This is a genomic window from Streptomyces sp. NPDC059874, assembly GCF_042731135.1.
GTDB lineage: Bacteria > Actinomycetota > Actinomycetes > Streptomycetales > Streptomycetaceae > Streptomyces.
In genome coordinates this window covers 1-23650 of record NZ_JBHWJY010000075.1, presented here as the reverse complement: position 1 = coordinate 23650, position 23650 = coordinate 1, and the positions used below count along the sequence as shown (strand labels likewise).

Here is a 23650-nt window from a genome sequence, read left to right as displayed (position 1 = left end):
CACAGTGTCGTGCGTCTTCCACGCGGCTACCCCCTCCACCGCCTGCGGCCGTCGGGACGGCCGTCCGCACTGGACTTGTGAGGACCCACGTGAGCTCGAAACCTGTCGTACTCATCGCCGAAGAGCTGTCGCCCGCCACCGTGGACGCGCTCGGCCCGGACTTCGAGATCCGGCACGTCAACGGAGCCGACCGCGCGGAGCTGCTGCCCGCGATCGTCGACGTCGACGCCATCCTCGTGCGCTCCGCGACCAAGGTCGACGCCGAGGCCATCGCCGCGGCGAAGAAGCTGAAGGTCGTCGCCCGCGCCGGCGTCGGTCTGGACAACGTGGACGTCTCCGCCGCCACCAAGGCCGGCGTGATGGTCGTGAACGCCCCGACCTCGAACATCGTGACCGCCGCCGAGCTCGCCTGCGGCCTGCTCGTCGCCACGGCCCGCAACATCCCGCAGGCCAACACCGCCCTGAAGAACGGTGAGTGGAAGCGGAACAAGTACACGGGTGTCGAGCTCAGCGAGAAGACCCTCGGCGTCGTCGGCCTCGGCCGCATCGGCGTGCTGGTCGCCCAGCGCATGTCGGCCTTCGGCATGAAGATCGTGGCGTACGACCCCTACGTGCAGCCCGCGCGCGCCGCCCAGATGGGCGTCAAGATGCTGACGCTGGACGAGCTCCTCGAGGTCGCCGACTTCATCACCGTGCACCTGCCCAAGACCCCCGAGACCCTCGGTCTCATCGGGGACGAGGCCCTGCACAAGGTGAAGCCCTCCGTTCGTATCGTCAACGCCGCGCGCGGCGGGATCGTGGACGAGGCCGCGCTGTACTCGGCCATCAAGGAGGGCCGCGTCGCCGGCGCCGGCCTCGACGTGTACGCGAAGGAGCCCTGCACGGACTCCCCGCTGTTCGAGCTCGACCAGGTCGTCTGCACCCCGCACCTCGGCGCTTCCACGGACGAGGCCCAGGAGAAGGCCGGTATCGCGGTCGCCAAGTCGGTGCGCCTCGCGCTCGCCGGCGAACTCGTGCCGGACGCGGTCAACGTCCAGGGCGGCGTCATCGCCGAGGACGTCCGTCCGGGCCTGCCGCTCGCCGAGAAGCTCGGCCGCATCTTCACCGCCCTCGCGGGCGAGGTCGCGGTCCGCCTCGACGTCGAGGTCTGCGGCGAGATCACCCAGCACGACGTCAAGGTGCTCGAACTCTCCGCGCTCAAGGGTGTCTTCGAGGACGTCGTCGACGAGACGGTCTCCTACGTCAACGCCCCGCTGTTCGCGCAGGAGCGCGGTGTCGAGGTGCGCCTGACCACCAGCTCGGAGTCCCCGGACCACCGCAACGTGGTGACCGTCCGCGGCACCCTGTCGGACGGCCAGGAGGTGTCGGTCTCCGGCACGCTCGCGGGCCCGAAGCACCTTCAGAAGATCGTCGGCGTCGGGGAGTACGACGTGGACCTGGCGCTCGCCGACTTCATGGTCGTGCTGCGCTACACCGACCGCCCGGGCGTGGTCGGCAAGGTCGGTCAGCTGCTCGGCGAGGCCGGCCTGAACATCGCGGGCATGCAGGTCGCCCGCGCCGAGGAGCACGGCGAGGCGCTCGCCGTCCTCACGGTCGACGCCGAGGTCCCGGCAAACGTCCTCGCGGACATCGCCACCGAGATCGGCGCCGTCTCGGCGCGCACGGTCAGCCTCGGCTGACCAGTACGAACCACAGAGAAAGGGCCCGGGGAGATCCCCGGGCCCTTTCTCACGTTCCGTCAGCCGTACGCTGGCTCAAGCCCGGGTCCCTGCGGGGCTTGTCCCCTACCCGCCCTTCCTCCGTTCCTCCCCCAGCTACCGCTGGGTGGGGGTGCCCCCGGACGGAGTCTGGGGGAGTGCCCCCAGGGGCTCCGCCCCGGACCCCGCGCCTCAAACGCCGGCGAGGCTGGATTCGTCCGCCGGGGCCGGGGCCGGGGCCGGGGCAGGGGTGCCGATCCCCCGGAGGAGGGCCGCGGCGAGCAGCGCCGCCCCGAGCAGCAGCGCCGTACCGCCCCAGGCCGCGTACTGCATTCCGTGGACGAAGGCCTCGCGGGCCAGGGCCAGCAGCTGCGCGCCGGCCTCCCCGCCGACCTGGTGGGCGACGGCCACGGCTCCGCCGAGGGTTTCTCGTACGGCCGGGTCGGCGTCGGCGAGGTCGCCGCGGTAGACCGCGGTGCCCAGGCTGCCCAGGACCGCCATGCCCAGAGCCCCTCCGAACTCCTGGCCGGTCTCCAGCAGGGAGGCGGCGGAGCCGGCCTTCTCGGCGGGGGCCGAGGAGAGCGCCATGTCGGAGACCAGGGACATCACGGAGACGATGCCGGAGGCGAGCACCCCGGCGCCGGTCAGCAGCAGCCACAGCGAGTCGGTGTCGACCAGGGCCATCAGGCCGAAACCGACGGCGGCGATGGCGAATCCGCCGGCGATGACGTAGGCCCGGTCCAGCTTCTGGGCCAAGGCGGCGGAGGCCGGGGCGGCGGCGCCGATGAACACCGAGGGGGCGAGGCTCCACAGGGCGGCTTCCAGGGTGCCCATGCCGAGCACGGACTGCAGGTACTGGGTGGTGAAGTAGGCCGAACCCATCATGACGAAGGCGGCGATCGTGTTGAGGCCGACGCCCGCCCCGAAGCCGCGGCCCTGGAACAGCGCCCGGCTGACCATCGCGTCGTCACGGGTGCGCTGGCGGCGGACGAAGACGTAGCCGACGGCCAGGCCGGCCAGCAGGCAGCCGAGGTAGAGGGGCTCGAAGCCCTCGGCGGCGATCTCCTTGAGCCCGTAGACGACCGGCAGTACGGCGGCCATGGACAGCGGGACGGACAGCAGGTCGAAGCGGCCGGGGGCCGGGTCCTTGAACTCGGGGACCAGCACGGGGACCAGGATCAGCAGGAGCAGCATCGCGGGCACGTTGATGAGGAAGACGGAGCCCCAGTAGAAGTGGTTCAGCATCACGCCACTCAGGACCGAGCCGAGGGCGATCCCGCCGGTCATGGCCCCGGACCAGATGGCGATGGCCTTGCCGCGCTGCTTGTCGTCCTGGAAGAGGTTGCGGATGAGCGCCAGCGTGGAGGGCATCAGGGTGGCGCCGCCGATGCCGAGCAGCACCCGGGCCGCGATCAGCATCTCCGCGCTCGTGGCGTAGCCGGCGCCGACCGAGGCGAGGCCGAAGGCGGCCGCGCCGATCAGCAGCAGCTTGCGGCGGCCGATCCGGTCGCCGAGCGAGCCCATCGTGATCAGCAGTCCGGAGAGGGCGAAGGCGTAGCTGTCGAAGATCCAGAGCTGCTGGGTGGCGCTCGGGTCCAGCTGCTCGGTGATGGCGGGGATGGCGAAGTAGAGGACGGAGACGTCCATCGAGACCAGGAGCAGCGGCAGCAGGAGGACCGTGAAGGCGGTCCATTCGCGGCGGCCGGCGAGTCGCGCGGTGGCGCTGGGGTTCGTCATGAGAAGCAATGTACAGACGTCATAAACGTTTGTCTATGACGGGCGTATGGAACGCTTGTCTGGAACTTCCGTCTGTGACGTCCGTCTTGCTACCGTGACGCCATGGGACATCGTGAAGATCTGCTCGAAGGCGCCAAGAAATGCCTGGTCGACAAGGGTTTCGTGCGCACGACGGCACGCGACATCGTGAAGGCCTCGGGCGCGAACCTGGCCTCCATCGGCTACCACTACGGCTCGAAAGACGCCCTCCTCACCGAGGCCTTCATCGCCTTGATGCAGGAGCTGGGCGGCTTCCAGGAGGGCGTGGAAGGCGAGGGTGGCTCGCTGGAACGCTTCCGCGCGGTCTGGGAGGGCTTCCTCGCCCGCCGGGACGAAGCCGGTCCGGTCTGGGCGGCCAGCCTGGAGGTCGCGCTGTCCCGTGACCGGATGCCGGACCTGCGGGCGATGCTCGCGGCCTCCCAGGCCGAGGGACGGCGCGGCCTGATCGCGATGCTCACCGGGACCCCGGAGGAGGAGATCACCGAACGCGAGGAGCGGACGCTGGGAGCCTTCTACCAGGCCCTGCTGAACGGCCTGATGATCCAGTGGCTGTTCGACCCGAAGTCGGCGGCGAACGCGGAGGAGTTCACCGAGGGCATGCGGGCCGCCGCCGCTGCCCTGGCACGCCCGGAGGAGTAAGCGGAGGCGGAACCGCCGCGGAGGCGACCCCGTCCCATCCCCGAATGGGCCCGATACGAGGGGGAGTCGCGATGGTGTCAGGGAGAGCCGGAGCCGGGGCGGCGCTGCGCGGCCTGGTGACGGCGGTGGTGCTGGCGGCGGCCGGATGCGGTACGGCTCCAGGGGAAGGGGGCGGCCGGACCGCTCCGGTGGACACCCGGCCGCGCATGGAGCGGGTGGCCGCGGCCTGGGAGGGCTCGGCCGCCTTCAGGCAGTGGCGGGAGGGCTTCCACCCCTTGGACGAACAGGACTGGGCGCCGCCGGGCGGATTCCGCTCGGGCGAGGACAAGGCCGCCGCGGTGAACGGGAACTTCGTCCTACGGGCCGAGCTGCCCGCCGATCCCTCGCCCGCCACCCCGATCCGCTGGCCCGACGGCGGCGAGCTCACCCTCCCGCTGCTGAGCGCTTGGGAGGCGTACGGCCAGATCAACCGGGCGAAGGGCGCCACGGCGGAGCCCGATCAAGCCCTGCCGGTCACGGCCGTCCGCTTCGGCGAGACGATCGTGCGCACCAGCCGCGGACCGGCCCGGGTGCCCGCGTGGCTGTTCATCATCGAGGGCTACGACACCCCGCTCGCCCGGATCGCGATCCGGGAGCAGGAACTGCCGAAGCCCCCGATCGAGCCGCTGGGCACCTTCGACGAAGGCACGGCCCCGCTGTTCGGCCACTCGGCGGCGTCCCCGGACGCGACCTCCTTCGAGGTGACGGCGGGCCACGGAGCCTGCGACGGCGGAGTCGCCGTCGACGTCCTGGAAGGCACGGACGTCGTGGTCCTCGCCGGGCGGATCCTGCCCGGCGAGGAGACGGGCCCGGGCGTGGCCTGCGCCGCCGTGATGCTGGAGCAGACCGTCCCCGTCACCCTGACCCGGCCCGTGGGGGAGCGGGTCGTCATCGACTCCGAGAGCGGTGCGCCACTGCAGAAGGGCGCCCGGAGCCGCTGAATCCCCGTCAAACGGTGATGACCACCTTGGCGCCGGCGTGCTCCACTTCGACGTAGCGAATGGCCTCGGCCGCCTGGCTCAGCGGGTAGGTGCGGTCGACGGCCGGAGTGAGCGCGCCGCTCTCGAGGAGCTCGCACAGGGCCGCCAGGTTGTCCGCACTCGGCTCCGTCGTCAGGACCCGGATCCGCCCGCCGCGGAAGCGGGACATCAGCGTCCCGCGGATGATGAGGCCCACCGGGCCGAACAGGCTGACCCCTTCGGACACGCCGCCGCCGGACAGGACGAGCACCCCGGTCGGCGTCAGCGCGCGCCGGCACTCGGCCAGCGTGCGGTTCCCCACCAGGTCGAAGAGGAGGTCGTACCGCTCGCCCGTCCGCGTGAAGTCCTCCCGGGTGTAGTCGACCACGTGGTCCGCGCCGAGCGAGCGGACCAGATCCACGTTCCGCGTACTGCAGACACCCGTCACCTCCGCGCCGAGCGCCTTGGCCAGCTGCACGGCGAACGTGCCCACGCCGCCCGAGGCTCCGTTGACCAGGACGCGCTGCCCGGGCCGCACCTTGCCCACGTCGCGCAGGCCCATCAGCGCGGTGTTCCCGGCCAGCGGCACCGCCGCGGCCTGCGCGAAGGTCAGGTTGGCCGGCTTCGGGCCCAGCACCTCCTGCGAGGCGCACACGTACTCGGCGAACGCCCCGTCGGCCTCGCCGTACACCTCGTCGCCCGGACGCAGCCGGGTCACGTCCTTGCCCACGGCCTCCACCACGCCCGCGAAGTCCGCGCCTTGGATCCGCTGCTTCGGTCTGGTCAGCCCGAAGGTCAGGCGCGCCACGTACGGGTCGCCGCGCATGACGTGCCAGTCACGGGCGTTCACCGAGGACGCGTGGACCCGTACGAGGACCTCGGCGTCGCCGGGGACCGGCCGGTCGACCTCCCTGAACTCCAATACGTCGGATGAGCCGTACCGGTCTTGGACGATCGCCTTCATCTGGCCTCCTTGGTCCGCCTGTTCGCGACGTTAGGGGACCTGCGGCCGTGCCGGAATCAGGGAGACCCCCTAGGGTCTGCCGTCGTCGTCAGCCGTGCAGCCGGGACGCCTTGAGGGCCATATGCAGCAACAGGCGGTCCTCGCCCTCGTCCAGGTCGAGGCCCGTCAGCTGCTCCACCCGCGAGAGCCGGTAGTACAGGGTCTGCCGGTGAATGCCCAGGGCCGCCGCCGCGCGCCCCGCCTGACCGGCGCAGTCCAGGAACACCTCGGCGGTGCGGGCCAGTTCGCGGTGGGCCGGGTCCAACAGCGCGCGGGCCGACGGGTCGTCCACCGGGTCGGCGGCGAGGACGGCCAGCAGCCGGTACGGGCCGATCGCCGACCAGCGCGCGACCGGCCCGAGCCGAGGCTGCGCCACGGCCGCCCGCGCCGCCGCGACCGCCTGCTCCCAGGCGGCGGGCAGCGCCGCGAGGCCCCGGGCCGGTTCGGCGACGCCCGCGGCCATCCGGCGGGCTGTCGCCCCGGCCGGTTCGGCCGTGCGCGGGAGCAGCCGGGCCACCGCCGCCAAGGCGGGGTCCAGGGCGTCCGGCGAACGGAGCCGCAGCAGCACCGCGAGGTCGCCGCCGCCGGATTCACCGCGGTCGGAGCCGCGCCCGCCGCCCGCGCCGCCCGAGCCGCCCGCCCCGCGCGGGACCACGCACACCGCAGCCGCGCCGGGCACCGACGCCGGGGCCTCCCCGGACCACGGCCCCACGCACACCGCCGCGTGCAGCCCGTCCCCGCCCGCGCCCAGCGCGAGCCGCAGCGCGGCCACCGCCATGTCCTGCTGCCAGCCCCGCCCGGCCGTGAGCACCGCCAGGAACTCCCGCGAGAGGTCGGCCCCCGCCTTCGCCTCCTCGGCGAGCAGGACCCCGATCCGCTCGGCCACCTCCATGGCCGCGTCCAGTGCCGCGGGCGAGGGGCCGGGGTCGGGGGAGGGATGTCCGGGCGTCCCGGGCTCCGGGTCGAGGAGCCACACGTACCCCTGCACGATGCCCCGGTACCGCACCGGCAGGCAGAGCCGCCCGCGGAAGACCCCCGCGTCGGGCGCCGCCGGGATCCGGACGGGCCCGGTGGCGCGCGCGATGCCGAAGCCCTCGAACCAGGACCGGACGGCCGCCGTCGACTGCCGCGTCAGGATCGACCGGGTCCGGACCGGGTCCATCGCCGAATCGTCCTCGCTGTCGTGCGCGCCGAAGGCGATGAGGCGGAAGTCCCGGTTCTCCAGCGTCGCCGGGGCGCCGAGCAGCGCCGAGATCTCGTCCACCAGGTCCTGGTAATCGCCCTTCACCCGCACATTCTCCCACCCGCGGACCGACTCTTCAGACAGATGTATGAGATCCGGGACACGGATGCGTGACAGCTGTCGATGGCAGAGCATCGAAGCGATCCTTAGGTTTCACGGTGGTTTTACTTGCGCTTTTCAACCGCGCTTTTTCTTCTGCCACCCGTTGGAGGTGCCCCGTGCTGGGTCCCGTGATCCTCGCCGCTTCGCGCAGCGACAAGATGCGTCGAATCGTCTCTGCCGCCCCGGTGACCAAGCCCGTGGTGAACCGGTTCATCCCCGGCGAGACGGTCGACCAGGTGATCCCGATCGTCGAGGACCTCACGCAGAAGGGCCTGGAGGTCACCCTCGACGTCGTCGGCGAGGACATCACCGAGCCGGCCCAGTCGCACGCCGCTCGCGACGCCTACCTCCAGCTCATCGAGCGCCTCGCGGACCTCGGCCTCGGCGAGACCGTCGAGATGTCCGTGAAGCTGTCGATGTTCGGCCAGGCGCTGGAGGGCGGCCACGAGCTCGCCCTCGCCAACGTCCGCCCGGTCGTCGAGGCCGCCGCCGCCATCGGCACCACCGTGACCCTCGACGCCGAGGACCACACCACCCTCGACTCGATGTTCGCCATCCACGAGGAGCTGCGCCGGGACTTCCCGCAGACCGGCTGCGTGATCCAGGCGTACCTCTTCCGCACCGAGGCCGACGCCCGCCGCCTGGCCGCCGCCGGCAGCCGCGTCCGGATCGTGAAGGGCGCCTACAAGGAGCCCGCCGAGGTCGCGTACCAGGACAAGGCCGAGATCGACAAGGCGTACGTCCGCATCATGAAGATCCTGATGGAGGGCGAGGGCTACCCGATGATCGGGTCGCACGACCCGCGCCTGATCGCCATCGCACAGGAGCTCGCCCGGGCGGCCGGGCGCAAGCTGGACGAGTACGAGTTCCAGATGCTCTACGGCATCCGCAGCGAGGAGCACCTGCGGCTCGCCGCCGAAGGCCACCGGATGCGCGTCTACACCGCGTACGGGACGGACTGGTACGGCTACTTCATGCGCCGCCTCGCGGAGAAGCCCGCCAACCTCCTCTTCTTCGTCCGCTCGATGATCACCAAGAACTAGTCCAGAACCAGGTCAAGGAGTTAGCAGAGCCATGGACGCAGTGACCCAGGTCCCCGCTCCGGTCAACGAGCCGGTCCACTCGTACGCCCCCGGCACCCCGGAGCGCGCACGCCTCGAAACGCAGCTCAAGCAGCTGTCCGAGAACCCGATCGACCTCCCGATGACGATCAACGGCGTCAAGCGGATGGGCGGCGGCGAGCGCTTCGACGTGGTCCAGCCCCACGACCACAAGTCCGTGCTCGGCACCTACGCCAACGCCACCCAGGCCGACGCGCAGGAAGCCATCGACGCCGCCCTCGCCGCCGCCCCGGCCTGGCGCTCGATGTCCTTCGACGACCGCGCCGCGATCATCCTGCGCGCCGCCGAGCTGCTGTCCGGCCCGTGGCGCGAGAAGCTCGCCGCCTCGACCATGCTGGGCCAGTCCAAGACCGCGCAGCAGGCCGAGATCGACACCCCCTGCGAGCTCGTCGACTTCTGGCGCTTCAACGTCCACTTCGCCCGCCAGATCCTGGCCGAGCAGCCGGTCGCGAACTCCGCCGGCGTGTGGAACCGCAGCGACCACCGCCCGCTCGAAGGCTTCGTCTACGCGATCACGCCGTTCAACTTCACGGCCATCGCCGGCAACCTGCCGACCGCCCCCGCCCTCATGGGCAACGTGGTCCTGTGGAAGCCGTCCCCGACGCAGACCCACTCCGCGATCCTCCTGATGGAGCTCCTGGAGGAGGCCGGCCTGCCCAAGGGCGTCATCAACCTGGTGACGGGCGACGGCATCGCCGTCTCCGAGGTGGCCCTGAACCACCCCGAGCTGGCCGGCATCCACTTCACCGGCTCGACCAAGACCTTCCAGTACCTGTGGAAGACGGTCGGCAACAACATCGAGAAGTACAAGTCCTACCCGCGCCTGGTCGGCGAGACCGGCGGCAAGGACTTCGTCGTCGCGCACCCGTCCGCGGACCGCGCCGTCCTGAAGACCGCCCTGACCCGCGGCTCCTTCGAGTTCCAGGGCCAGAAGTGCTCGGCGTCCTCCCGCGCCTACGTCCCGGCCTCCATCTGGAACGACGGCTTCAAGGAGGCCTTCGCGGCCGAGGTCGACGGCATCGCCATGGGTGACGTCCGCGACCTGACCAACTTCATCGGCGCCGTCATCGACGAGCGCTCGTTCGCGAAGAACAAGGCCGCGATCGACCGCGCCAAGGCCGACCCGACCTGCGAGATCATCGCCGGTGGCACGTACGACGACTCGGAGGGCTACTTCGTCCGCCCGACCGTCATCGCCTGCACCGACCCGGAGAACGAGGTCTTCACGACCGAGTACTTCGGCCCGATCCTCGCCGTGCACGTCTACGAGGACGCCGACTTCGACGCGATGCTGGCCCAGATGGAGTCCGTCTCGGCGTACGCCCTGACCGGCTCGATCATCGCGGCGGACCGGTACGCGGCCGCGGACGCGATGGAGAAGCTCCGCTTCGCGGCGGGCAACTTCTACATCAACGACAAGTCCACCGGCGCCGTCGTCGGCCAGCAGCCCTTCGGTGGCGGCCGTGCCTCGGGCACGAACGACAAGGCCGGCGCGGCGACCAACCTCCAGCGCTGGACGTCGACCCGCTCCATCAAGGAGACCCTGGTGGCCCCGACCGAGTACGGCTACCCGCACATGGGCTGACCCCGCCCGCTGAACCCCGCCCCCGCTCCGGTACCCCCAAGTCCGGAGCGGGGGCGGTTTCCATTTCCCGGCGGCGCAACCGGTGCCGGCCTGGCCGTGGTTGTCGTGTACGGCGACACGCCCCAGAACTCGGGCCCGGCTTCAGGGGAGCGCCGGCTCCTGGCGGCTTCCGGAGGACGGCGACGGGCTGCGGTATGTGGGTCGCATCGCACCCAGGGCGCCACTTGCGGCCGAACTGGCACGCCCGAGGACGGGTGAGGATCGGGATGCGGCCGGCCTCGGCAGGCCGTGGCGGGCAGGACGGCGGAGCCGCCCCGGGGCAGTCCCCGGAGCCCTCCGCCGGTGAGGTGGTCACACCTCCACGATGACCTGGTCCAGGGACTTGCGGACCAGGTCCGGGACCTCGCAGTCGTCCGCCGGGTAGCCGACCGGGATCACCGCGAAGGCCTTCTCGTTCTCCGGGCGGTCCAGGACGTGGGAGAGGAAGCGCATCGGGCTCGGCGTGTGGATCAGGGCCGCCAGGCCGGACAGGTGGAGGGCGGAGAGCAGCATGCCGACCGCGATGCCGACCGACTCGTCCACGTAGTAGTGCTTGCGCTTCGTACCGTCCGGGCCGAGCCAGTAGCGCTGCTGGAAGACCACGATCAGGGCGGGGGCGTCCGTGAGGTGGGTCTTGACGGCGTCCGTGCCGAGGGGGCGCAGGGCGGCGAGCCACTCGTCGCCGAGGCGGCCGTCGTAGGAGAGCTCCTCCTCCTGCTCGGCTGCGGCGCGGATCCGTTCGCGCACGGCCGGGTCCTTGACCAGGACGAAGGTCCACGGCTGCTGGTGCGCCCCGGAGGGGGCGGTCGCGGCGCACGCGATGGCGTCGCGGACCACCTGCTCGGGCACGGGGTCGGGGGAGAAGTGGCGTACGGTCCTGCGCTCGTCCATCCGCGCCCGCAACTCGGCGGCGCGCGCGAGGGATTCCTGGCGGGGCATCCGCGCGGGCCGGTAGGCGGCGGGACGGTACGGCAGGCCGTGGATCGGGGTCCACGCTTCGGTATCGGGCGACATGGGGCGAGTGTGCCGACGTCGGAACCGGGCCGGCCGGCGTGGCGTCATGACCCACTGTCCGTTGTGTGCTGACAGGGGGGTTATGGCAGTGACGATCACCGGTCGATTCCTGGACTGGGAAGGCTGCTTCAACGTGCGCGAGCTGGGCGGGCTCGGAGGTGTCGCGCCGGGCGCGGTGGTCCGGTCCGACGCCCTCGACGGGCTGACCGCACTCGGCTGGACCACTCTGGCCGCACACGGCATACGGACAGTCGTCGACCTGCGCAACGACGGCGAGGCCGGAGCAGACCACGCGGCCCGCCCGGGCGGGCTGAAGACGGTGCGGATCCCGCTCGACGGGATCGAGGACCGCGAGTTCTGGGACGTGTGGTGGGGGAGTCCGGGTTTCGGAACCCCCGCCTATTTCCGGCCTTTCCTGGCTCGGTTCCCGGAGCGGGTGGCTTCGGTCGCCCGCGCGATCGCCGACGCGCCGCCCGGCGGGGTGGTCTTCCATTGCGGGTTGGGCCGCGACCGTACCGGGATCATCGCTCTGGTGCTGCTTCGGCTGATGGGGGCGAGCCCCGAGGAGATCGCCGACGACCACGGGCTGAGCGAACCGCGGGTGCGCGAGCGGTACGCGGCGCAGGGCCGTCCATACGATTCCGCCGAGATCGAGGAGTACGTCGCAGGGCTCGGTACCACCACGCACGGGCTGGCCCGGGATGCCGCCCGGTGGCTGCTGCCCGAGCCGTACCTGCGTGCCGCCGGGCTGTGCGCCGACGAACTCGCGCGGCTCAGGGCGAGACTGGGGGCATGAGCGAGACACGGCTGCGCACGGCGCACACCTCGGAGCTGGCCCGGGACGAGCTGGAGGAGGTCCGGGCGCTGCTCGACGCCGGGTTCGAGGGGGACTTTTCCGACGAGGACTTCGAGCACGGGCTCGGAGGGATGCACGTCCTGGTGCACGAGAACGGCGAGCTCGTCGCGCACGGGAGTGTGGTGCAGCGGCGGGTGGTGCATCAGGGGCGGGCCCTGCGGATCGGGTACGTCGAGGCCGTGGTCGTGCGGGCCGACCTGCGGCGGCGGGGGCTCGCCGGGCGGGTCATGGCCGAACTGGAGCGGGTGATCGACCGGGCCTACGTGCTCGGCGCGCTGTCGGCCTCCGAGGACGGAGCCGGGCTGTACCACGGCCGCGGCTGGCAGGTGTGGGGCGGGCGGATCGGCACGCTGTCGCCCGCCGGGCCCGTCCTCCTGCCCGAGGAGGAAGGCAGTACCTACGTGTGGGTGCCGCCCGGCGGGGTCCGGTTGGACCCCGCCGGGCGGCTCGACTTCGACTGGCGGGACGGGGACGTGCTCTAGCAGCCTGGGCTAGGAACCCGAGACGCTCGGCGCGCCCGTCTCGATGTGGCCCGTGTAGCGGCGCGACCAGGTGCCGTCGGAGTCCGCGAGGATCGTGAAGTCGTACCAGCCGTTGCTGTACGCCACCGCGTTGAAGTAGTCCTCGCGCGAGGAGTTCGCCGGGACGGTGTACGTCCACGGGCCGTCCGTGCGGTAGGCGTTCGAGCGGATCGTAAAGGTGACCTGCGCGGCGGAGGCGTTCGTCAGCTTGAAGTAGATCGCCGTCTTGCCCGTGCCCGGCTCGACGGCGAAGCGGGCCGCGACCTCGAGGGACTTGCCCGGCTTCGTGGCGTCGCCGAGGAAGCGGCGCAGGAAGCGGTTCGGGCCGTACATCGAGATGTCGTACTTGCCGGAGCCGTGCCCGAGGCCGATGTTGAAGTAGTCGGAGGCGGAGGCGCCGCCGTCCACCGTGTACTGCCAGGCGGCAGTGTCCCGGTACTGGTGCGGGTGGATCGAGAAGTGCGCCGGCCGCTTCGCCTCCGTGCCCTGGTTGGTCATCGAGAACCAGGCGAGGATCTTGCCGGCCGCGCCGAATTCCAGCCGGTCCATGTTGCCGTTCACCTGGTACGGGAGGGCCCGCGCCGGGCGGGTGCCGGCCTCCTGCGCCGGGAGGGCGTTGTTCTGCGGCGCCGGGTTGGGCAGCGGGCCGCAGGTCGACTGGCCGATGACCTTGGCCGTGGACGGGAGGCCCGCGGGCACCCCGTAGACCGGGTGCGCGAAGTCGAAGACGCCGGTCAGGTCGCCGACGACCTTGCGGCGCCACGCGCTGATGTTCGGGCAGCCGGCGGGGGTGCCCAGGGCGGCCGTCCAGGTCTCCATGAAGCGCAGGACGGACGTGTGGTCGAAGACCTCGGAGCTGACCCAGCCGCCGCGCGTCCACGGGGACATCACGATCATGGGGACGCGGAAGCCGAGCCCGATCGGGGTGCCGTCGAGGTACTCGCCGGGGGTGCCCGGCGGGGCGACGGGCGGCGCCACGTGGTCGAAGAAGCCGTCGTTCTCGTCGTAGTTGAGGAAGAGGACGGTGGAGTCGAAGACCTCCGGGTTCGCGGCGAGCGCCCGGTAGACCAGGTCCACGAAGTGCGCGCCGTCGCCCGGCGGGGCGTAGGGGTGCTCGGAGAAGGCCTCGTTCGCGACGACCCAGGAGACCTGGGGGAGGGCGCCGGCGACGACGTCCGCGCGGATGGCGGCGGCGATGTCGTCCGGGGTGGAGCCGGTGACCTTCGGGACCGATCCCATGCCGCGGTCCCACAGGGGGTCGCCGGGCCTGGCGTCGGTGAACTTCCTGAAGTAGGCGAGCCCGTTGTCCCCGTAATTGTCCTGGGCGTTCTGGTAGACCTTCCAGGTCATCCCGGCCCGCTGGAGGGCCTCCGCGTACGTCTCCCAGGTCAGCCCGGACTCCTCGCCGCCGTCCTTGCTGCCCGCGTCGACCTTGCCGCTCCACAGGAAGGTGCGGTTCGGGCCGGTCGCGCTGAGCGCGGAGCAGAAGTAGGCGTCGCAGATCGTGTAGTTGTCGGCGAGCGCGTAGTGGAAGGGGATGTCGCCCCGGTCCAGGTGGCCGAGCGTGTGGGTCTTGCCGACGCCGGCGACCCAGTTGTCCATCCGGCCCTTGTTCCAGGCCGCGTGCTGCGAGGTCCAGCTGTGCGGGAGGTCGCCGGTGCACTGGGCCAGGGTCTCGCTGTCGGCCCCGCCCGCGGCCGGGGTGTCGGACAGCTTCCACGGGTACTGGCGACCGCCCCAGTTGGGCTGGTTGAAGGTGCCCCAACCGCCCGGGATGTTGCCGGCGGCGCGGTCACCGAAGCCGCGGACACCCTTCAGCTTGCCGAAGTAGTGGTCGAAGCTGCGGTTCTCCTGCATGAGGATCACCACGTGCTTCACGTCGGTGATGGTGCCGGTCGCGGCGGCCGCGGCCGCCGTCGTCGGCAGCAGCGGGGGCAGGGCCGCCCCCGCCACCAGTCCCGCGCCGATTCCCACGAAACCTCTGCGGCTGATCGGTGTCACCGAGCCCTCGCCTCCAACTCCAGTGCCCCGTTGGCACATTGACGCAAAGAGTGGCGGCAGCCGGTGCAAAGGTCTACATCCGTGCGGTAAGAAGTCGGTGAACATCCGGGTGGCCGGAATCAGTCGTCGATCCGCACGAGCATCTTGCCCAGATTGTCCCCGCGGAACAGACCCAGGAAGGCGTCCACCGTGTGATCGAATCCCTGGACAACGGTGGTGTCGGTGCCGATCCGGCCACTGCGCAGGTGCGGGACGAGGAAGTCCTCCAGTTCGTCCTGCAGATTGGTGTGATTTCGAACCAATACCCCTTCCAGGCGCAGCGACTTGTGCACGACCTCGAAGAGGTTGCGGGGCGCGGACGGGGACCGGTCTCCGTTGTACGTGGAGAGGGCGCCGACCCAGGCGATCCGCCCGTACTCGCGCAGCACGTCGATCGCTCCCTCCAGGTGCCCGCCGCCCACGTTGTCCACGTACACGTCGATGCCGTCGGGCGCGGCCTTCGCGAGCTGCTCGCCGACCGGGCCGTCGTGGTAGTCGAAGGCCGCGTCGAAGCCGAGGCTCTCGGTGAGGTGACGGACCTTCGTCGCCGAGCCGGCGCTGCCGATGATCCGGCCGGCGCCGAGCAGCCGGGCGATGCGACCGGTGGCCGTGCCGACCCCGCCCGCCGCGGCCGAGACGAAGACGTCCTCGCCCTCGCGCAGGGCCGCGGTCCGCGTCAGGGCGGCGTACGCGGTCAGGCCGGTGCCGCCGAGGATGGAGAGGTACGCCTCCAGCGGGACGCCCTCGTGGCCGCGCAGCTTGCGCGTGCCGTCGGCGCCGAGGGTGACCAGGGCGTGCGTGCGCCAGCCCGCGCGGTGGAAGACCAGGTCGCCCTCGACCAGGCCCGGGTCGCGGGAGGCGAGGACCCGGCCCACGGAGCGACCTTCCAGCGGGGCGCCGAGCTCGAAGCCGCCTTCGCCGCCGTCCATCATCCCGCGGTGGTACGGGTCCACGGAGAGCAGCAGGTTCTGCACGAGGGCGGTACCGGGCCGGGGCTCCGGGACGGAGGATTCGACGTACGTGAAATCGGAGGCGGCGGGGAAGGCCTTCGGGCGGGTGATCTGGTGCACGGCGTAAGCGGTGTTCGCGGTCATGGCGCCGACGCTAGGAGGGAATCACCGGGCCGGGCAGAGGGTTTGGCTCATGGAAGCCACACATCCATGAACGACGCTCATAGAACGAGGTGAAAGCCATGGCGGCCGGCGCCGGTGGTACCGGATCCAGCGCGACCCGCAGTGCCCGTGGCGGCGGCCCGGCCGAGCTGATGCCGCAGGAACTGCGGGTCCTGGTCGCCGTCGCCGAGACCGGGGGCTTCTCCGCCGCGGCGGCCCGGCTCGGCCTCACCCAGTCGGCCGTATCGCACTCGGTCCGCGGCAGCGAGGCCAAGCTCGGCGCGGTCCTCTTCGAGCGCGGCCGCTCGGGCGCCTCGCCCACCCCGGCGGGGGAGCGGGCCGTCGGCCACGCCCGGCGGATCCTGCGGCTGTACGAGGTCATGGGCGCGGAAGCGCGCGGCGCGGCCGGGGGCTCCGGCCGGGACGTGGTCGGCGGCGTGCTCCGTATCGCCGCCTTCCGCAGCGCGGCCCTGCACCTGCTGCCCCCCGCCCTGGAGCGGCTCACCGCCCGCCACCCGGGCATCCGCCCCGAGGTCAGGGTGGTGCGCGAGCTCGGCGCCGGCACCGCCGGGGAGGTCGCCGCCGGGCGGGCCGACCTCGGCATCGCCACCCTGGGCGCCTCGCAGGGCGTGCCGCCCGGCCTCCTGACCGGAGTGCTCGTGGAGGAGGCGTACTCCCTGGTCCACCCGGCCGGGCACCCGGACCCGAAGGCGCTTCCCCTGCTGGACTGGGACGAGAACTGCGGGTCGTACACCCGAGCCTGGTGGCTCGCGCAGGACTGGATCCCCCGGGCGACCGTCAAGGCGGAGGACGACGCGATGGTGCTGACCATGGTCGGCCGCGGGCTCGGCATGGCGATCATGCCCGAGCTCTCCCTCCGGGAGGCGACCGAGGCCGTGGACATCACCGGTCTGGGCCCCGAGAGGCCTGTGAGACACGTGGGGTACGTCACCACTCCGGAATCGGCCGCCACCCTCGCCGTCAGGGCCCTGATCAGGGAACTTCGTTCCGAGAAGGTCTGAAACGGACCCCGCCGAGAGGTCCTTTCGAGGGGTTCGGCGTCTCAGATAGTAGGAAGTCCGAGTAATTGCGGAGACAGACAGCGGGACCTGCCCTAGCTTTGTAGAAGCCGAACGTGTCGCCGATCAGGCGAATGGCGGTAGAGAGCGTGCGCCCCCGGCAGGCAACCCCTGCGGCGCACCGTTCCCCGCCTCTTCCGGCGCCTTGAAGGAACCCCTCATCCGTGGCCTCGCCACGCCGTGATCTCAAGGAGTCGATCACCCATGAACGCCACCACCTCCGCAGCCCGCCGCGTCCGCCGCTCCTCCCCGGCCGACGTGGACCGCAAGAACGCCGCCGCCGCCCTCCAGCGCGCTCTCGACCGCCGTGACAACGGCGGATCGACCGGCCACTGATCGACCCGCTCATCGGACATATTGCGATCCGCGTCCATATGGTGGACGCAATATGTCTGAGGGCTGGGACAGGGAGTACGGTTTCGCCATGTCGACCAGCATCAATCTCGCAGTGATCCCCGGTGATGGCATCGGCCAGGAAGTCGTGGCTCAGGGCCTCAAGGTCCTTACCGCGGTCCTGCCCCAGGATGTGAAGCTGGAGACCAAGGAATACGACCTCGGCGCCCAGCGCTGGCACCGCACCGGTGAGACCCTCCCGGACGCGGAGCTCGAGGCCCTCAAGCACCACGACGCGATCCTGCTGGGCGCCATCGGCGACCCCTCGGTCCCGTCCGGCGTGCTGGAGCGCGGCCTGCTGCTGAAGCTCCGTTTCGCCTTCGACCACTTCATCAACCTGCGCCCGTCGAAGCTCTTCCCGAACACGGCCACCCCGCTGGCCGGCCGTCCGGAGATCGACTTCGTCGTGGTCCGCGAGGGCACCGAAGGCCCGTACACCGGCAACGGCGGCAGCCTGCGCACCGGCACCCCCGCCGAGGTGGCCACCGAGGTCAGCATCAACACCGCCTACGGTGTCGAGCGCGTCGTCCGTGACGCGTACGAGCGGGCCAACGCCCGCCCGCGCAAGAAGCTGACGCTCGTGCACAAGAACAACGTCCTCGTGTACGCGGGCCACATGTGGAAGAACATCTTCGACAAGGTCGGCCAGGAGTACCCCGAGGTCACCACCGACTACCTGCACGTCGACGCCGCGACGATCTTCTTCGTCACCCAGCCCGAGCGCTTCGACGTCATCGTGACGGACAACCTCTTCGGTGACATCCTCACCGACCTGGCCGCCGCCGTGACCGGCGGAATCGGCCTGGCCGCCTCCGGGAACATCAACCCGACCGGCGCGTTCCCGTCCATGTTCGAGCCCGTCCACGGCTCGGCCCCGGACATCGCGGGCACCGGCAAGGCCGACCCGACCGCGACGATCCTCTCCGTGGCCCTCCTGCTGCGCCACCTGGGCTACGAGGCCCAGGCCGTCCGCATCGAGGACGCGGTCTCCGCCGACCTCGCGGAGCGCGACGGCACCTTCCGCTCCACCGACGAGATCGGCGACGCCCTCGCCGCGCGCGTAGCCGGCTGACCCGGCCGCACCACTCCAGGAAGCCGTCGGGTCACATAGGGGACCCGGCGGCTTTTCCTGCGCGGCCCCGGGTGCCACCATCTCCCCTGGGCCGCTACCCCCGCTTCTCCGAAGTCCTCCCGCGCGCGATAATCGAACGCGAGGCCGCGGAATGCGGGGAAGCTCGGACGTCCTAGTACGCCGTGAGCGCGGTCCGCCATACACAACCGGTGAAGGACAAGCACTCATGACGACGCCCACGATCGAGCTCAAGCCCTCCTCGAACCCGCTGTCCGACGCGGAGCGCGAGGCGATCCTGGCCAGCCCCGGCTTCGGCCGCCACTTCACCGACCACATGGTGACGATCAAGTGGACCGAGGGTCGCGGCTGGCACGACGCCGAGCTGGTCCCGTACGCGCCGCTGTCGATCGACCCGGCGAACATGACCCTGCACTACGCGCAGACGATCTTCGAGGGCCTCAAGGCCTACCGCCAGCCCGACGGCACCGTCGCCACCTTCCGCCCCGAGGCCAACGCCGAGCGCTTCCGGTCCTCCGCGCGCCGCATGGCCATGCCGGAGCTGCCGACCGAGCTGTTCATCCAGGCCTGCGACGCCCTCGTCCAGCAGGACCGCGCCTGGGTTCCGGACTCCGGCGAGGCCTCCCTGTACCTGCGGCCCTTCATGTTCGCCTCCGAGGTCGGCCTCGGTGTCCGCCCGGCCAACGAGTTCCTCTTCATCGTCATCGCCTCGCCCGCCGGCGCGTACTTCCCCGGCGGCGTGAAGCCCGTCTCCGTCTGGCTCTCCGAGGAGTACGTCCGGGCGGTCAAGGGCGGCACCGGCGCGGCCAAGACCGGAGGCAACTACGCGGCCTCGCTGGTCGCGCAGGCCCAGGCCGCCTCGCACGGCTGCGACCAGGTCGTCTGGCTGGACGCCGTCGAGCACCGCTGGATCGAGGAGATGGGCGGGATGAACCTGTACTTCGTGTACGGCGACCGCATCGTCACCCCGGAGCTCACCGGCTCGCTCCTCCCCGGCATCACTCGCGACTCCCTCCTCACCATCGCCCGCGACCTCGGCTACACCGCCGAGGAGGGCCGCCTCACCACCGAGGACTGGGAGCGCGACAACGCGAACGGCACCCTCACCGAGGTCTTCGCGTGCGGTACCGCCGCCGTGATCACCCCCGTCGGCTCGGTCAAGTCGGAGCGCGCCAACTGGACCCAGGGCGACGGCGAGCCCGGCCAGGTCACCATGCGCCTGCGCAAGGCCCTGCTGGAGCTCCAGACGGGCCACGCCGCCGACGTCCACGGCTGGATGCACCCGCTGGGCTAGTCCCGCCCCGAACCGGCCCGAAGGCCCCCCGTGCGTCGCGCGGGGGGCCTTCGGTCGTCAGGGGCGGAGGGCGGGCCGGAGGGAAGGGGCGTGGTCAGCGCTCCTCGTCCGCCTCGCCCTCGCGCTTCTTCTTGCGCTCCTGGTTCGTCCCGTCCGGGCCGAGGCCCACCAGGACGTCGCCGAAGGCGTAGGCCAGGCCCGCGACGCCCTTGACGATCTTGCCCGCCACGTATGCGAGTTCTTCCACGACGTCTCCCCGTGTCGTTCGTGGCGGCCCTGTCCCGTTCGGCCGCCGCCGTACCGGTAGACGCCGCCGCGGGCCCGAAGGTTGAACGCCGAGGTCGAACCGGGGAACCTGGAGGGGGGACCGTACCGAGGTGGTGTGCGATGTCCGAGGCGAGCAACTACTGGGCTTCCGGCAACTGGAAGGTCTCCGAGGGCAAGGAGGACGAGTTCGTCGACCGCTGGACGGCCTTCCTCACGTGGACCAAGGAAGCGAACGAGGGCTTCCTCTTCGCCCGCCTGATCCGCGATCTGGGCAACCCGGGCCACTACGTGTCCTTCGCCTCCTGGCGTGACGTGGACGCGATGAAGGCCTGGCAGGACAGGCCCGAGTTCGCCGAGTACTTCGGCGGCTGCCGCGCCCTGTGCGAGGACATGCAGGGCGGCGGCTTCGCGCTGGCGCGGGCGGTGGACGCCTAGCGCTCCCGCCCTCCGTACGTACGAAAGGCCCCGCTCAGACGGCCGCGGCCACCGGCTCCGGCTCCTCCGCGGCGACGGAGGCAGGGGCGGTGCGGGCGGTCAGTGCCGTGTAGACGAGACCGCCGGCCAGGCCGGAGAGCACGAAGGAGCAGTCCACGCCGCCGGTGAGGGCGAGCAGCGGGCCCTCGTAGAAGGGAGTGGTCACGGCGAGCAGGCCGACCCCGGCGCCGATCGCCCAGGAGGCGGTGGCGGCCACGTTCCAGCCGCCGCGGTACCAGTAGATCCCGCCCACCGAGCGGCGGTTGAAGACCTGGAGCGCGTCGGCGTCGTACCGGCCGCGGCAGCGCACGTAGCCGATGAGGGTGATCACGGCCCACGGGGTGCCGATCGCGGTCAGCAGCAGGACGAACGAGGTCATCGCGGCCTGGACGTCCCACTCGAACGAGCCGATGAATACGAAGGTGGTGGCGACGGTCGCGGCGACCAGCGTGGCCGTGGTCCGGGTGGCCTTGGGGACGATCGCGTCGAGGTCGAGGCCCATGGAGTAGAGCATCAGCCCGGCGTTGCCCACCGAGCCGGCCGCGGCCGCGGCGAGCAGCGGCACCAGGTACCAGAACGGCGCGGCGTCCACCAGCGGCCCCGCGTAGTCGGCGCCGGCCTTGGCGGCGAGCGCGGTGTAGGTGCCGAAGAGCTGCGGGATCAGCAGGCCGACGAGCAGGCCGAGACCGGTGGCCCAGTACACCTTGCGGGGGCTGTGCTTGCGGGGGGAGATGTAGCGGGTGTAGTCGCCGAGCAGGGTGATGAAGGCGACGGGACCGCTCAGCCCGGCGGCGACGGCCGCCAGCAGCCAGGTCGGCCAGAAGGAGCCCAGCAGGTACGCGGTTTCCGGCGGCGCGGCCGCCGTGAAGTCCGGGGCGTACGCGTACACGCCGACGGCCAGCAGGATCACCATGCCGATGGACAGGACCTTGCTCAGGCGCAGCAGCAGCCGGTAGCCGAAGACGGCCCCGACGACGGTGCACGCGGCGAGTACGCCGTACATCACGGCCCGTGAGACGCCGGTGTTCGGCAGCCCCGTGAGCCGGGACAGTACGCCGACCATCACGTCGCCGCCGATCCACAGCGTGAGCGCGGTGTACCCGAGCGAGAGCAGCAGGCCGACCACCGACCCGACGAGCCGGCCGCGGACGCCGAACTGGGCGCCGCTGGAGGTCGAGAGGTTGGTGGCGGTCCGCAGGGAGACGAGCGCCAGCGGCGCGGTGAAGGCGATCCCGACGAGGGTGCCGGTCACGATGGCGGTGACAGAGGGCCACAGGCCCAGCCCGAAGGACGGGGGCAGCCAGCCGAAAACGATCACGCCGAGGCAGAGGTTGGAGCCGAGGAGGATCGAGATCAGGTCACGGGGACCGCTCGTCCGCTCCTCCTCCGGGATGGTGTCGACTCCGCGCTGTTCGATGGGCATGGGGGACTCCCTTGGCAGGGCGGGGATGGTTGCGCATTTGTTTGAGCGACACTCAATGTGACTTACTCCCTGGTCCCAGGTCAATGATTCCCTGCAAGGAAATGAAGAGTTAGAGTGATGCTCTAACCCATCGACTCAAGAGGTGGTGGATCGGCGTGCGGCTGACCCCTACGGAGCGCGACCGGCTGCTGCTCCGCAGCGCTGCTGAACTGGCCAGGGCCCGACGGGCCCGGGGCCTCAGGCTCAATGTCCCGGAGGCCACCGCGTTGATCGCGGACACGGTCTGCGAGGCGGCGCGCGACGGCAAGCGGCTCGCGGAGGCCATCGAGGAGGCCCGCGGCGTGCTGGGCCCGGACGACGTCCTGCCCGGCGTGGCCGACGTGGTCACCGAGGTGCACGTGGAGGCCGTCTTCGACGACGGATCCCGCCTCGCGGTGGTCTCGTCCCCCATCCAGGGCGCGGTGCCGCTCGGCGACGACGCCCCCGGCGCGGTCGTCCCCGGCCCCGGCGTCCCCCAGCCGGAGCCCGTGCTGCACCTGCGGGTGCGCAACACGGCCTCCGTGCCGGTGAGCGTCACCTCGCACTTCCACTTCTTCGAGGCGAACCCGCGCCTCGACTTCGACCGGGCCGCCGCCTATGGGATGCGGCTGTGCGTGCCGGCGGGCTCGTCCGTCCGGTTCGACCCCCACGGCGAGGGCGAGGTCGGCCTGGTCCCGATCGGCGGCGACCGCATCGCCGTCGGCTTCGCCGGCCTGGTCGACGGCCCCCTGGACGCCCCCGGCGCCAAGGACGAGGCCCTGCGCCGCGCGGCGGCCTGCGGCTACCTCGGCGTCACCTCCGACCGGGAGAACGCCGACCACGAGGACGGAGAGCAGGCGTGAGCCGCCAGACCCCCCACAGCGACCACTGCGCACCCGGCAGCCGGCACATCGACCCCCACGAGTACGCCTCCGTCTTCGGCCCCCGCGCCGGGGACCGGGTACGGCTCGGCGACTCCGGGCTCACCGTCCGCGTGGAGTCCGACGCGCAGAAGCCCGGTGACGAGTTCCTCGCGGGCTTCGGCAAGACGGCCCGGGACGGCCTGCACCTGAAGGCCGCCGCCGTCCGCGAGACCTGCGACGTCGTGATCAGCAACGTGTTGGTGATCGACGCGGTCCTCGGCATCCGCAAGGTCTCCATCGGCATCCGCGAGGGTCGTATCCACGCGATCGGCCGGGCCGGCAACCCCGACACCCTCGACGGGGTCGACGTGGTCGTCGGCACCGGTACCTCGATCGTCTCCGGCGAGGGCCTCATCGCCACCGCCGGGGCCGTGGACACCCACGTCCACCTGCTCTCGCCGCGCATCATGGAGGCCTCGCTCGCCGCGGGCGTCACCACGATCATCGGCCAGGAGTTCGGCCCGGTCTGGGGTGTCGGCGTCAACTCCCCGTGGGCGCTGAAGCACGCCTTCAACGCCTTCGACGCCTGGCCCGTCAACATCGGCTTCCTCGCCCGTGGCTCCTCCTCGGACGCCGCCCCGCTCGTCGAGGCCCTGGCCGAGGGCGGCGCGTCCGGCTTCAAGGTCCACGAGGACATGGGCGCCCACACCCGCGCCCTGGACACCGCCCTGCGCGTGGCCGAGGAGTACGACGTACAGGTCGCCCTGCACAGCGACGGCCTGAACGAGTGCCTCTCCGTCGAGGACACCCTGCGGGTGCTGGAGGGCCGCACCATCCACGCCTTCCACATCGAGGGCTGTGGCGGCGGGCACGTCCCGAACGTGCTGAAGATGGCGGGCGTGCCGAACGTCATCGGCTCCTCCACCAACCCCACCCTGCCCTTCGGCCGGGACGCGGTGGCGGAGCACTACGGCATGATCGTCTCCGTCCACGACCTCAAGCC

The 23650-nt window shown here is 71.5% G+C and carries 22 protein-coding genes; 14 read left to right on the top strand and 8 right to left on the bottom strand.

Translation table 11 applies throughout. From position 1 onward, the window contains the following. Positions 1 to 89 precede the first annotated feature (89 nt). Positions 90 to 1679, top strand: coding sequence for a phosphoglycerate dehydrogenase (gene serA, locus ACFV9H_RS32070; RefSeq protein ID WP_385405169.1), 1590 nt, complete (start codon positions 90 to 92; stop codon positions 1677 to 1679). Between the two features lie 210 nt (positions 1680 to 1889). On the opposite strand, the gene ACFV9H_RS32065 is transcribed toward serA, so the two are convergent. Beyond that, positions 1890 to 3434 carry an MFS transporter gene (locus ACFV9H_RS32065; protein ID WP_385405167.1) on the bottom strand — a complete coding sequence of 515 codons (1545 nt, stop codon included), beginning with the start codon at positions 3432 to 3434 and terminating at the stop codon, positions 1890 to 1892. 102 nt (positions 3435 to 3536) lie between these two features. Between ACFV9H_RS32065 and ACFV9H_RS32060 the strand changes: the two genes are divergently transcribed. Both ACFV9H_RS32060 and ACFV9H_RS32055 read left to right on the top strand, forming a co-directional pair. Then, a complete protein-coding gene (locus tag ACFV9H_RS32060) occupies positions 3537 to 4112 on the top strand; it encodes a TetR/AcrR family transcriptional regulator (RefSeq protein ID WP_385405165.1) in 576 nt (191 codons plus the stop codon). 71 nt (positions 4113 to 4183) lie between these two features. Beyond that, on the top strand, positions 4184 to 5092 hold the full coding sequence (locus tag ACFV9H_RS32055; protein ID WP_385405163.1) for a hypothetical protein: 909 nt from the start codon (positions 4184 to 4186) through the stop codon (positions 5090 to 5092). Between the two features lie 7 nt (positions 5093 to 5099). Here the strand turns inward: ACFV9H_RS32055 and ACFV9H_RS32050 are convergent, their stop codons facing one another. Then, a complete protein-coding gene (locus tag ACFV9H_RS32050; RefSeq protein ID WP_385405161.1) occupies positions 5100 to 6074 on the bottom strand; it encodes an NAD(P)-dependent alcohol dehydrogenase in 975 nt (324 codons plus the stop codon). Positions 6075 to 6162: 88 nt separating this feature from the next. Next, a complete protein-coding gene (locus tag ACFV9H_RS32045) occupies positions 6163 to 7401 on the bottom strand; it encodes a PucR family transcriptional regulator (protein WP_385405159.1) in 1239 nt (412 codons plus the stop codon). Positions 7402 to 7574: 173 nt separating this feature from the next. Between ACFV9H_RS32045 and ACFV9H_RS32040 the strand changes: the two genes are divergently transcribed. Continuing rightward, positions 7575 to 8501 (top strand): proline dehydrogenase family protein, encoded by a 927-nt coding sequence (locus ACFV9H_RS32040; protein WP_385405157.1) that lies wholly within the window; start codon positions 7575 to 7577, stop codon positions 8499 to 8501. 31 nt (positions 8502 to 8532) lie between these two features. Beyond that, the gene (gene pruA, locus ACFV9H_RS32035) at positions 8533 to 10164 is read left to right on the top strand and encodes an L-glutamate gamma-semialdehyde dehydrogenase (RefSeq protein ID WP_385405155.1); all 1632 of its coding nucleotides are present in this window, start codon (positions 8533 to 8535) and stop codon (positions 10162 to 10164) included. A 351-nt stretch (positions 10165 to 10515) separates the two neighbouring features. On the opposite strand, the gene ACFV9H_RS32030 is transcribed toward pruA, so the two are convergent. Further along, positions 10516 to 11217, bottom strand: coding sequence for a nitroreductase family protein (locus tag ACFV9H_RS32030; protein WP_385405153.1), 702 nt, complete (start codon positions 11215 to 11217; stop codon positions 10516 to 10518). A gap of 82 nt (positions 11218 to 11299) precedes the next feature. On the opposite strand from ACFV9H_RS32030, the gene ACFV9H_RS32025 reads away from it, so the two are divergent. Both ACFV9H_RS32025 and ACFV9H_RS32020 read left to right on the top strand, forming a co-directional pair. Beyond that, complete coding sequence (locus ACFV9H_RS32025; RefSeq protein ID WP_385405150.1) at positions 11300 to 12013, top strand: tyrosine-protein phosphatase; 714 nt, start codon at positions 11300 to 11302, stop codon at positions 12011 to 12013. Then, positions 12010 to 12555, top strand: a complete 546-nt coding sequence (locus ACFV9H_RS32020; protein ID WP_385405147.1) for a GNAT family N-acetyltransferase — start codon at positions 12010 to 12012, stop codon at positions 12553 to 12555. The genes ACFV9H_RS32025 and ACFV9H_RS32020 overlap by 4 nt, the downstream gene beginning before the upstream one ends. Before the next feature lie 9 nt (positions 12556 to 12564). Here ACFV9H_RS32020 and ACFV9H_RS32015 read toward each other — a convergent pair whose 3' ends face one another. Both ACFV9H_RS32015 and ACFV9H_RS32010 read right to left on the bottom strand, forming a co-directional pair. Continuing rightward, positions 12565 to 14595 carry a phosphocholine-specific phospholipase C gene (locus ACFV9H_RS32015; RefSeq protein ID WP_385405145.1) on the bottom strand — a complete coding sequence of 677 codons (2031 nt, stop codon included), beginning with the start codon at positions 14593 to 14595 and terminating at the stop codon, positions 12565 to 12567. Positions 14596 to 14714: 119 nt separating this feature from the next. Further along, complete coding sequence (locus ACFV9H_RS32010; protein ID WP_385405143.1) at positions 14715 to 15728, bottom strand: NADP-dependent oxidoreductase; 1014 nt, start codon at positions 15726 to 15728, stop codon at positions 14715 to 14717. A gap of 170 nt (positions 15729 to 15898) precedes the next feature. Here ACFV9H_RS32010 and ACFV9H_RS32005 point away from each other — a divergent pair, with 170 nt between their 5' ends. The 4 genes from ACFV9H_RS32005 (at position 15899) to ACFV9H_RS31990 (ending at position 19602) form a co-directional block, all read left to right on the top strand. Beyond that, positions 15899 to 16768: a LysR family transcriptional regulator gene (locus ACFV9H_RS32005; protein ID WP_385405197.1), complete on the top strand. Its 870-nt coding sequence runs from the start codon at positions 15899 to 15901 to the stop codon at positions 16766 to 16768. A 261-nt stretch (positions 16769 to 17029) separates the two neighbouring features. Next, positions 17030 to 17161, top strand: a complete 132-nt coding sequence (locus ACFV9H_RS32000; RefSeq protein WP_385405142.1) for a hypothetical protein — start codon at positions 17030 to 17032, stop codon at positions 17159 to 17161. A gap of 88 nt (positions 17162 to 17249) precedes the next feature. Beyond that, complete coding sequence (locus tag ACFV9H_RS31995; RefSeq protein WP_385405140.1) at positions 17250 to 18290, top strand: 3-isopropylmalate dehydrogenase; 1041 nt, start codon at positions 17250 to 17252, stop codon at positions 18288 to 18290. A gap of 226 nt (positions 18291 to 18516) precedes the next feature. Further along, positions 18517 to 19602, top strand: coding sequence for a branched-chain amino acid aminotransferase (locus ACFV9H_RS31990; RefSeq protein WP_385405139.1), 1086 nt, complete (start codon positions 18517 to 18519; stop codon positions 19600 to 19602). 94 nt (positions 19603 to 19696) lie between these two features. Here the strand turns inward: ACFV9H_RS31990 and ACFV9H_RS31985 are convergent, their stop codons facing one another. Then, positions 19697 to 19849 carry a hypothetical protein gene (locus ACFV9H_RS31985; RefSeq protein WP_385405137.1) on the bottom strand — a complete coding sequence of 51 codons (153 nt, stop codon included), beginning with the start codon at positions 19847 to 19849 and terminating at the stop codon, positions 19697 to 19699. Between the two features lie 140 nt (positions 19850 to 19989). Between ACFV9H_RS31985 and ACFV9H_RS31980 the strand changes: the two genes are divergently transcribed. Then, a complete protein-coding gene (locus ACFV9H_RS31980) occupies positions 19990 to 20304 on the top strand; it encodes an antibiotic biosynthesis monooxygenase family protein (protein ID WP_385405135.1) in 315 nt (104 codons plus the stop codon). A gap of 34 nt (positions 20305 to 20338) precedes the next feature. On the opposite strand, the gene ACFV9H_RS31975 is transcribed toward ACFV9H_RS31980, so the two are convergent. Further along, positions 20339 to 21766 (bottom strand): cytosine permease, encoded by a 1428-nt coding sequence (locus tag ACFV9H_RS31975; protein ID WP_385405132.1) that lies wholly within the window; start codon positions 21764 to 21766, stop codon positions 20339 to 20341. A gap of 155 nt (positions 21767 to 21921) precedes the next feature. Here ACFV9H_RS31975 and ureA point away from each other — a divergent pair, with 155 nt between their 5' ends. Further along, complete coding sequence (gene ureA, locus ACFV9H_RS31970; protein ID WP_385405130.1) at positions 21922 to 22647, top strand: urease subunit gamma; 726 nt, start codon at positions 21922 to 21924, stop codon at positions 22645 to 22647. Next, positions 22644 to 23650: urease subunit alpha (locus ACFV9H_RS31965; protein ID WP_385405128.1), on the top strand; the 1007-nt coding region annotated here is incomplete at its 3' end. The genes ureA and ACFV9H_RS31965, both read left to right, overlap by 4 nt.

Excerpts from the sequence above, each read along its gene's own strand:
- ACFV9H_RS32020 (WP_385405147.1), top strand. The coding sequence starts at position 12,010 with ATGAGCGAGACACGGCTGCGCACGGCGCACACCTCGGAGCTGGCCCGG.
- ACFV9H_RS32030 (WP_385405153.1), bottom strand. The coding sequence starts at position 11,217 with ATGTCGCCCGATACCGAAGCGTGGACCCCGATCCACGGCCTGCCGTAC.
- ACFV9H_RS32005 (WP_385405197.1), top strand. The coding sequence starts at position 15,899 with ATGCCGCAGGAACTGCGGGTCCTGGTCGCCGTCGCCGAGACCGGGGGC.
- ACFV9H_RS31975 (WP_385405132.1), bottom strand. The coding sequence starts at position 21,766 with ATGCCCATCGAACAGCGCGGAGTCGACACCATCCCGGAGGAGGAGCGG.
- ACFV9H_RS32025 (WP_385405150.1), top strand. The coding sequence starts at position 11,300 with ATGGCAGTGACGATCACCGGTCGATTCCTGGACTGGGAAGGCTGCTTC.
- ACFV9H_RS32055 (WP_385405163.1), top strand. The coding sequence starts at position 4,184 with ATGGTGTCAGGGAGAGCCGGAGCCGGGGCGGCGCTGCGCGGCCTGGTG.
- ACFV9H_RS31995 (WP_385405140.1), top strand. The coding sequence starts at position 17,250 with ATGTCGACCAGCATCAATCTCGCAGTGATCCCCGGTGATGGCATCGGC.
- ACFV9H_RS32060 (WP_385405165.1), top strand. The coding sequence starts at position 3,537 with ATGGGACATCGTGAAGATCTGCTCGAAGGCGCCAAGAAATGCCTGGTC.
- ACFV9H_RS32010 (WP_385405143.1), bottom strand. The coding sequence starts at position 15,728 with ATGACCGCGAACACCGCTTACGCCGTGCACCAGATCACCCGCCCGAAG.
- ACFV9H_RS32000 (WP_385405142.1), top strand. The coding sequence starts at position 17,030 with ATGAACGCCACCACCTCCGCAGCCCGCCGCGTCCGCCGCTCCTCCCCG.
- ACFV9H_RS32050 (WP_385405161.1), bottom strand. The coding sequence starts at position 6,074 with ATGAAGGCGATCGTCCAAGACCGGTACGGCTCATCCGACGTATTGGAG.
- ACFV9H_RS32065 (WP_385405167.1), bottom strand. The coding sequence starts at position 3,434 with ATGACGAACCCCAGCGCCACCGCGCGACTCGCCGGCCGCCGCGAATGG.
- ACFV9H_RS31990 (WP_385405139.1), top strand. The coding sequence starts at position 18,517 with ATGACGACGCCCACGATCGAGCTCAAGCCCTCCTCGAACCCGCTGTCC.
- ACFV9H_RS31980 (WP_385405135.1), top strand. The coding sequence starts at position 19,990 with ATGTCCGAGGCGAGCAACTACTGGGCTTCCGGCAACTGGAAGGTCTCC.
- pruA (WP_385405155.1), top strand. The coding sequence starts at position 8,533 with ATGGACGCAGTGACCCAGGTCCCCGCTCCGGTCAACGAGCCGGTCCAC.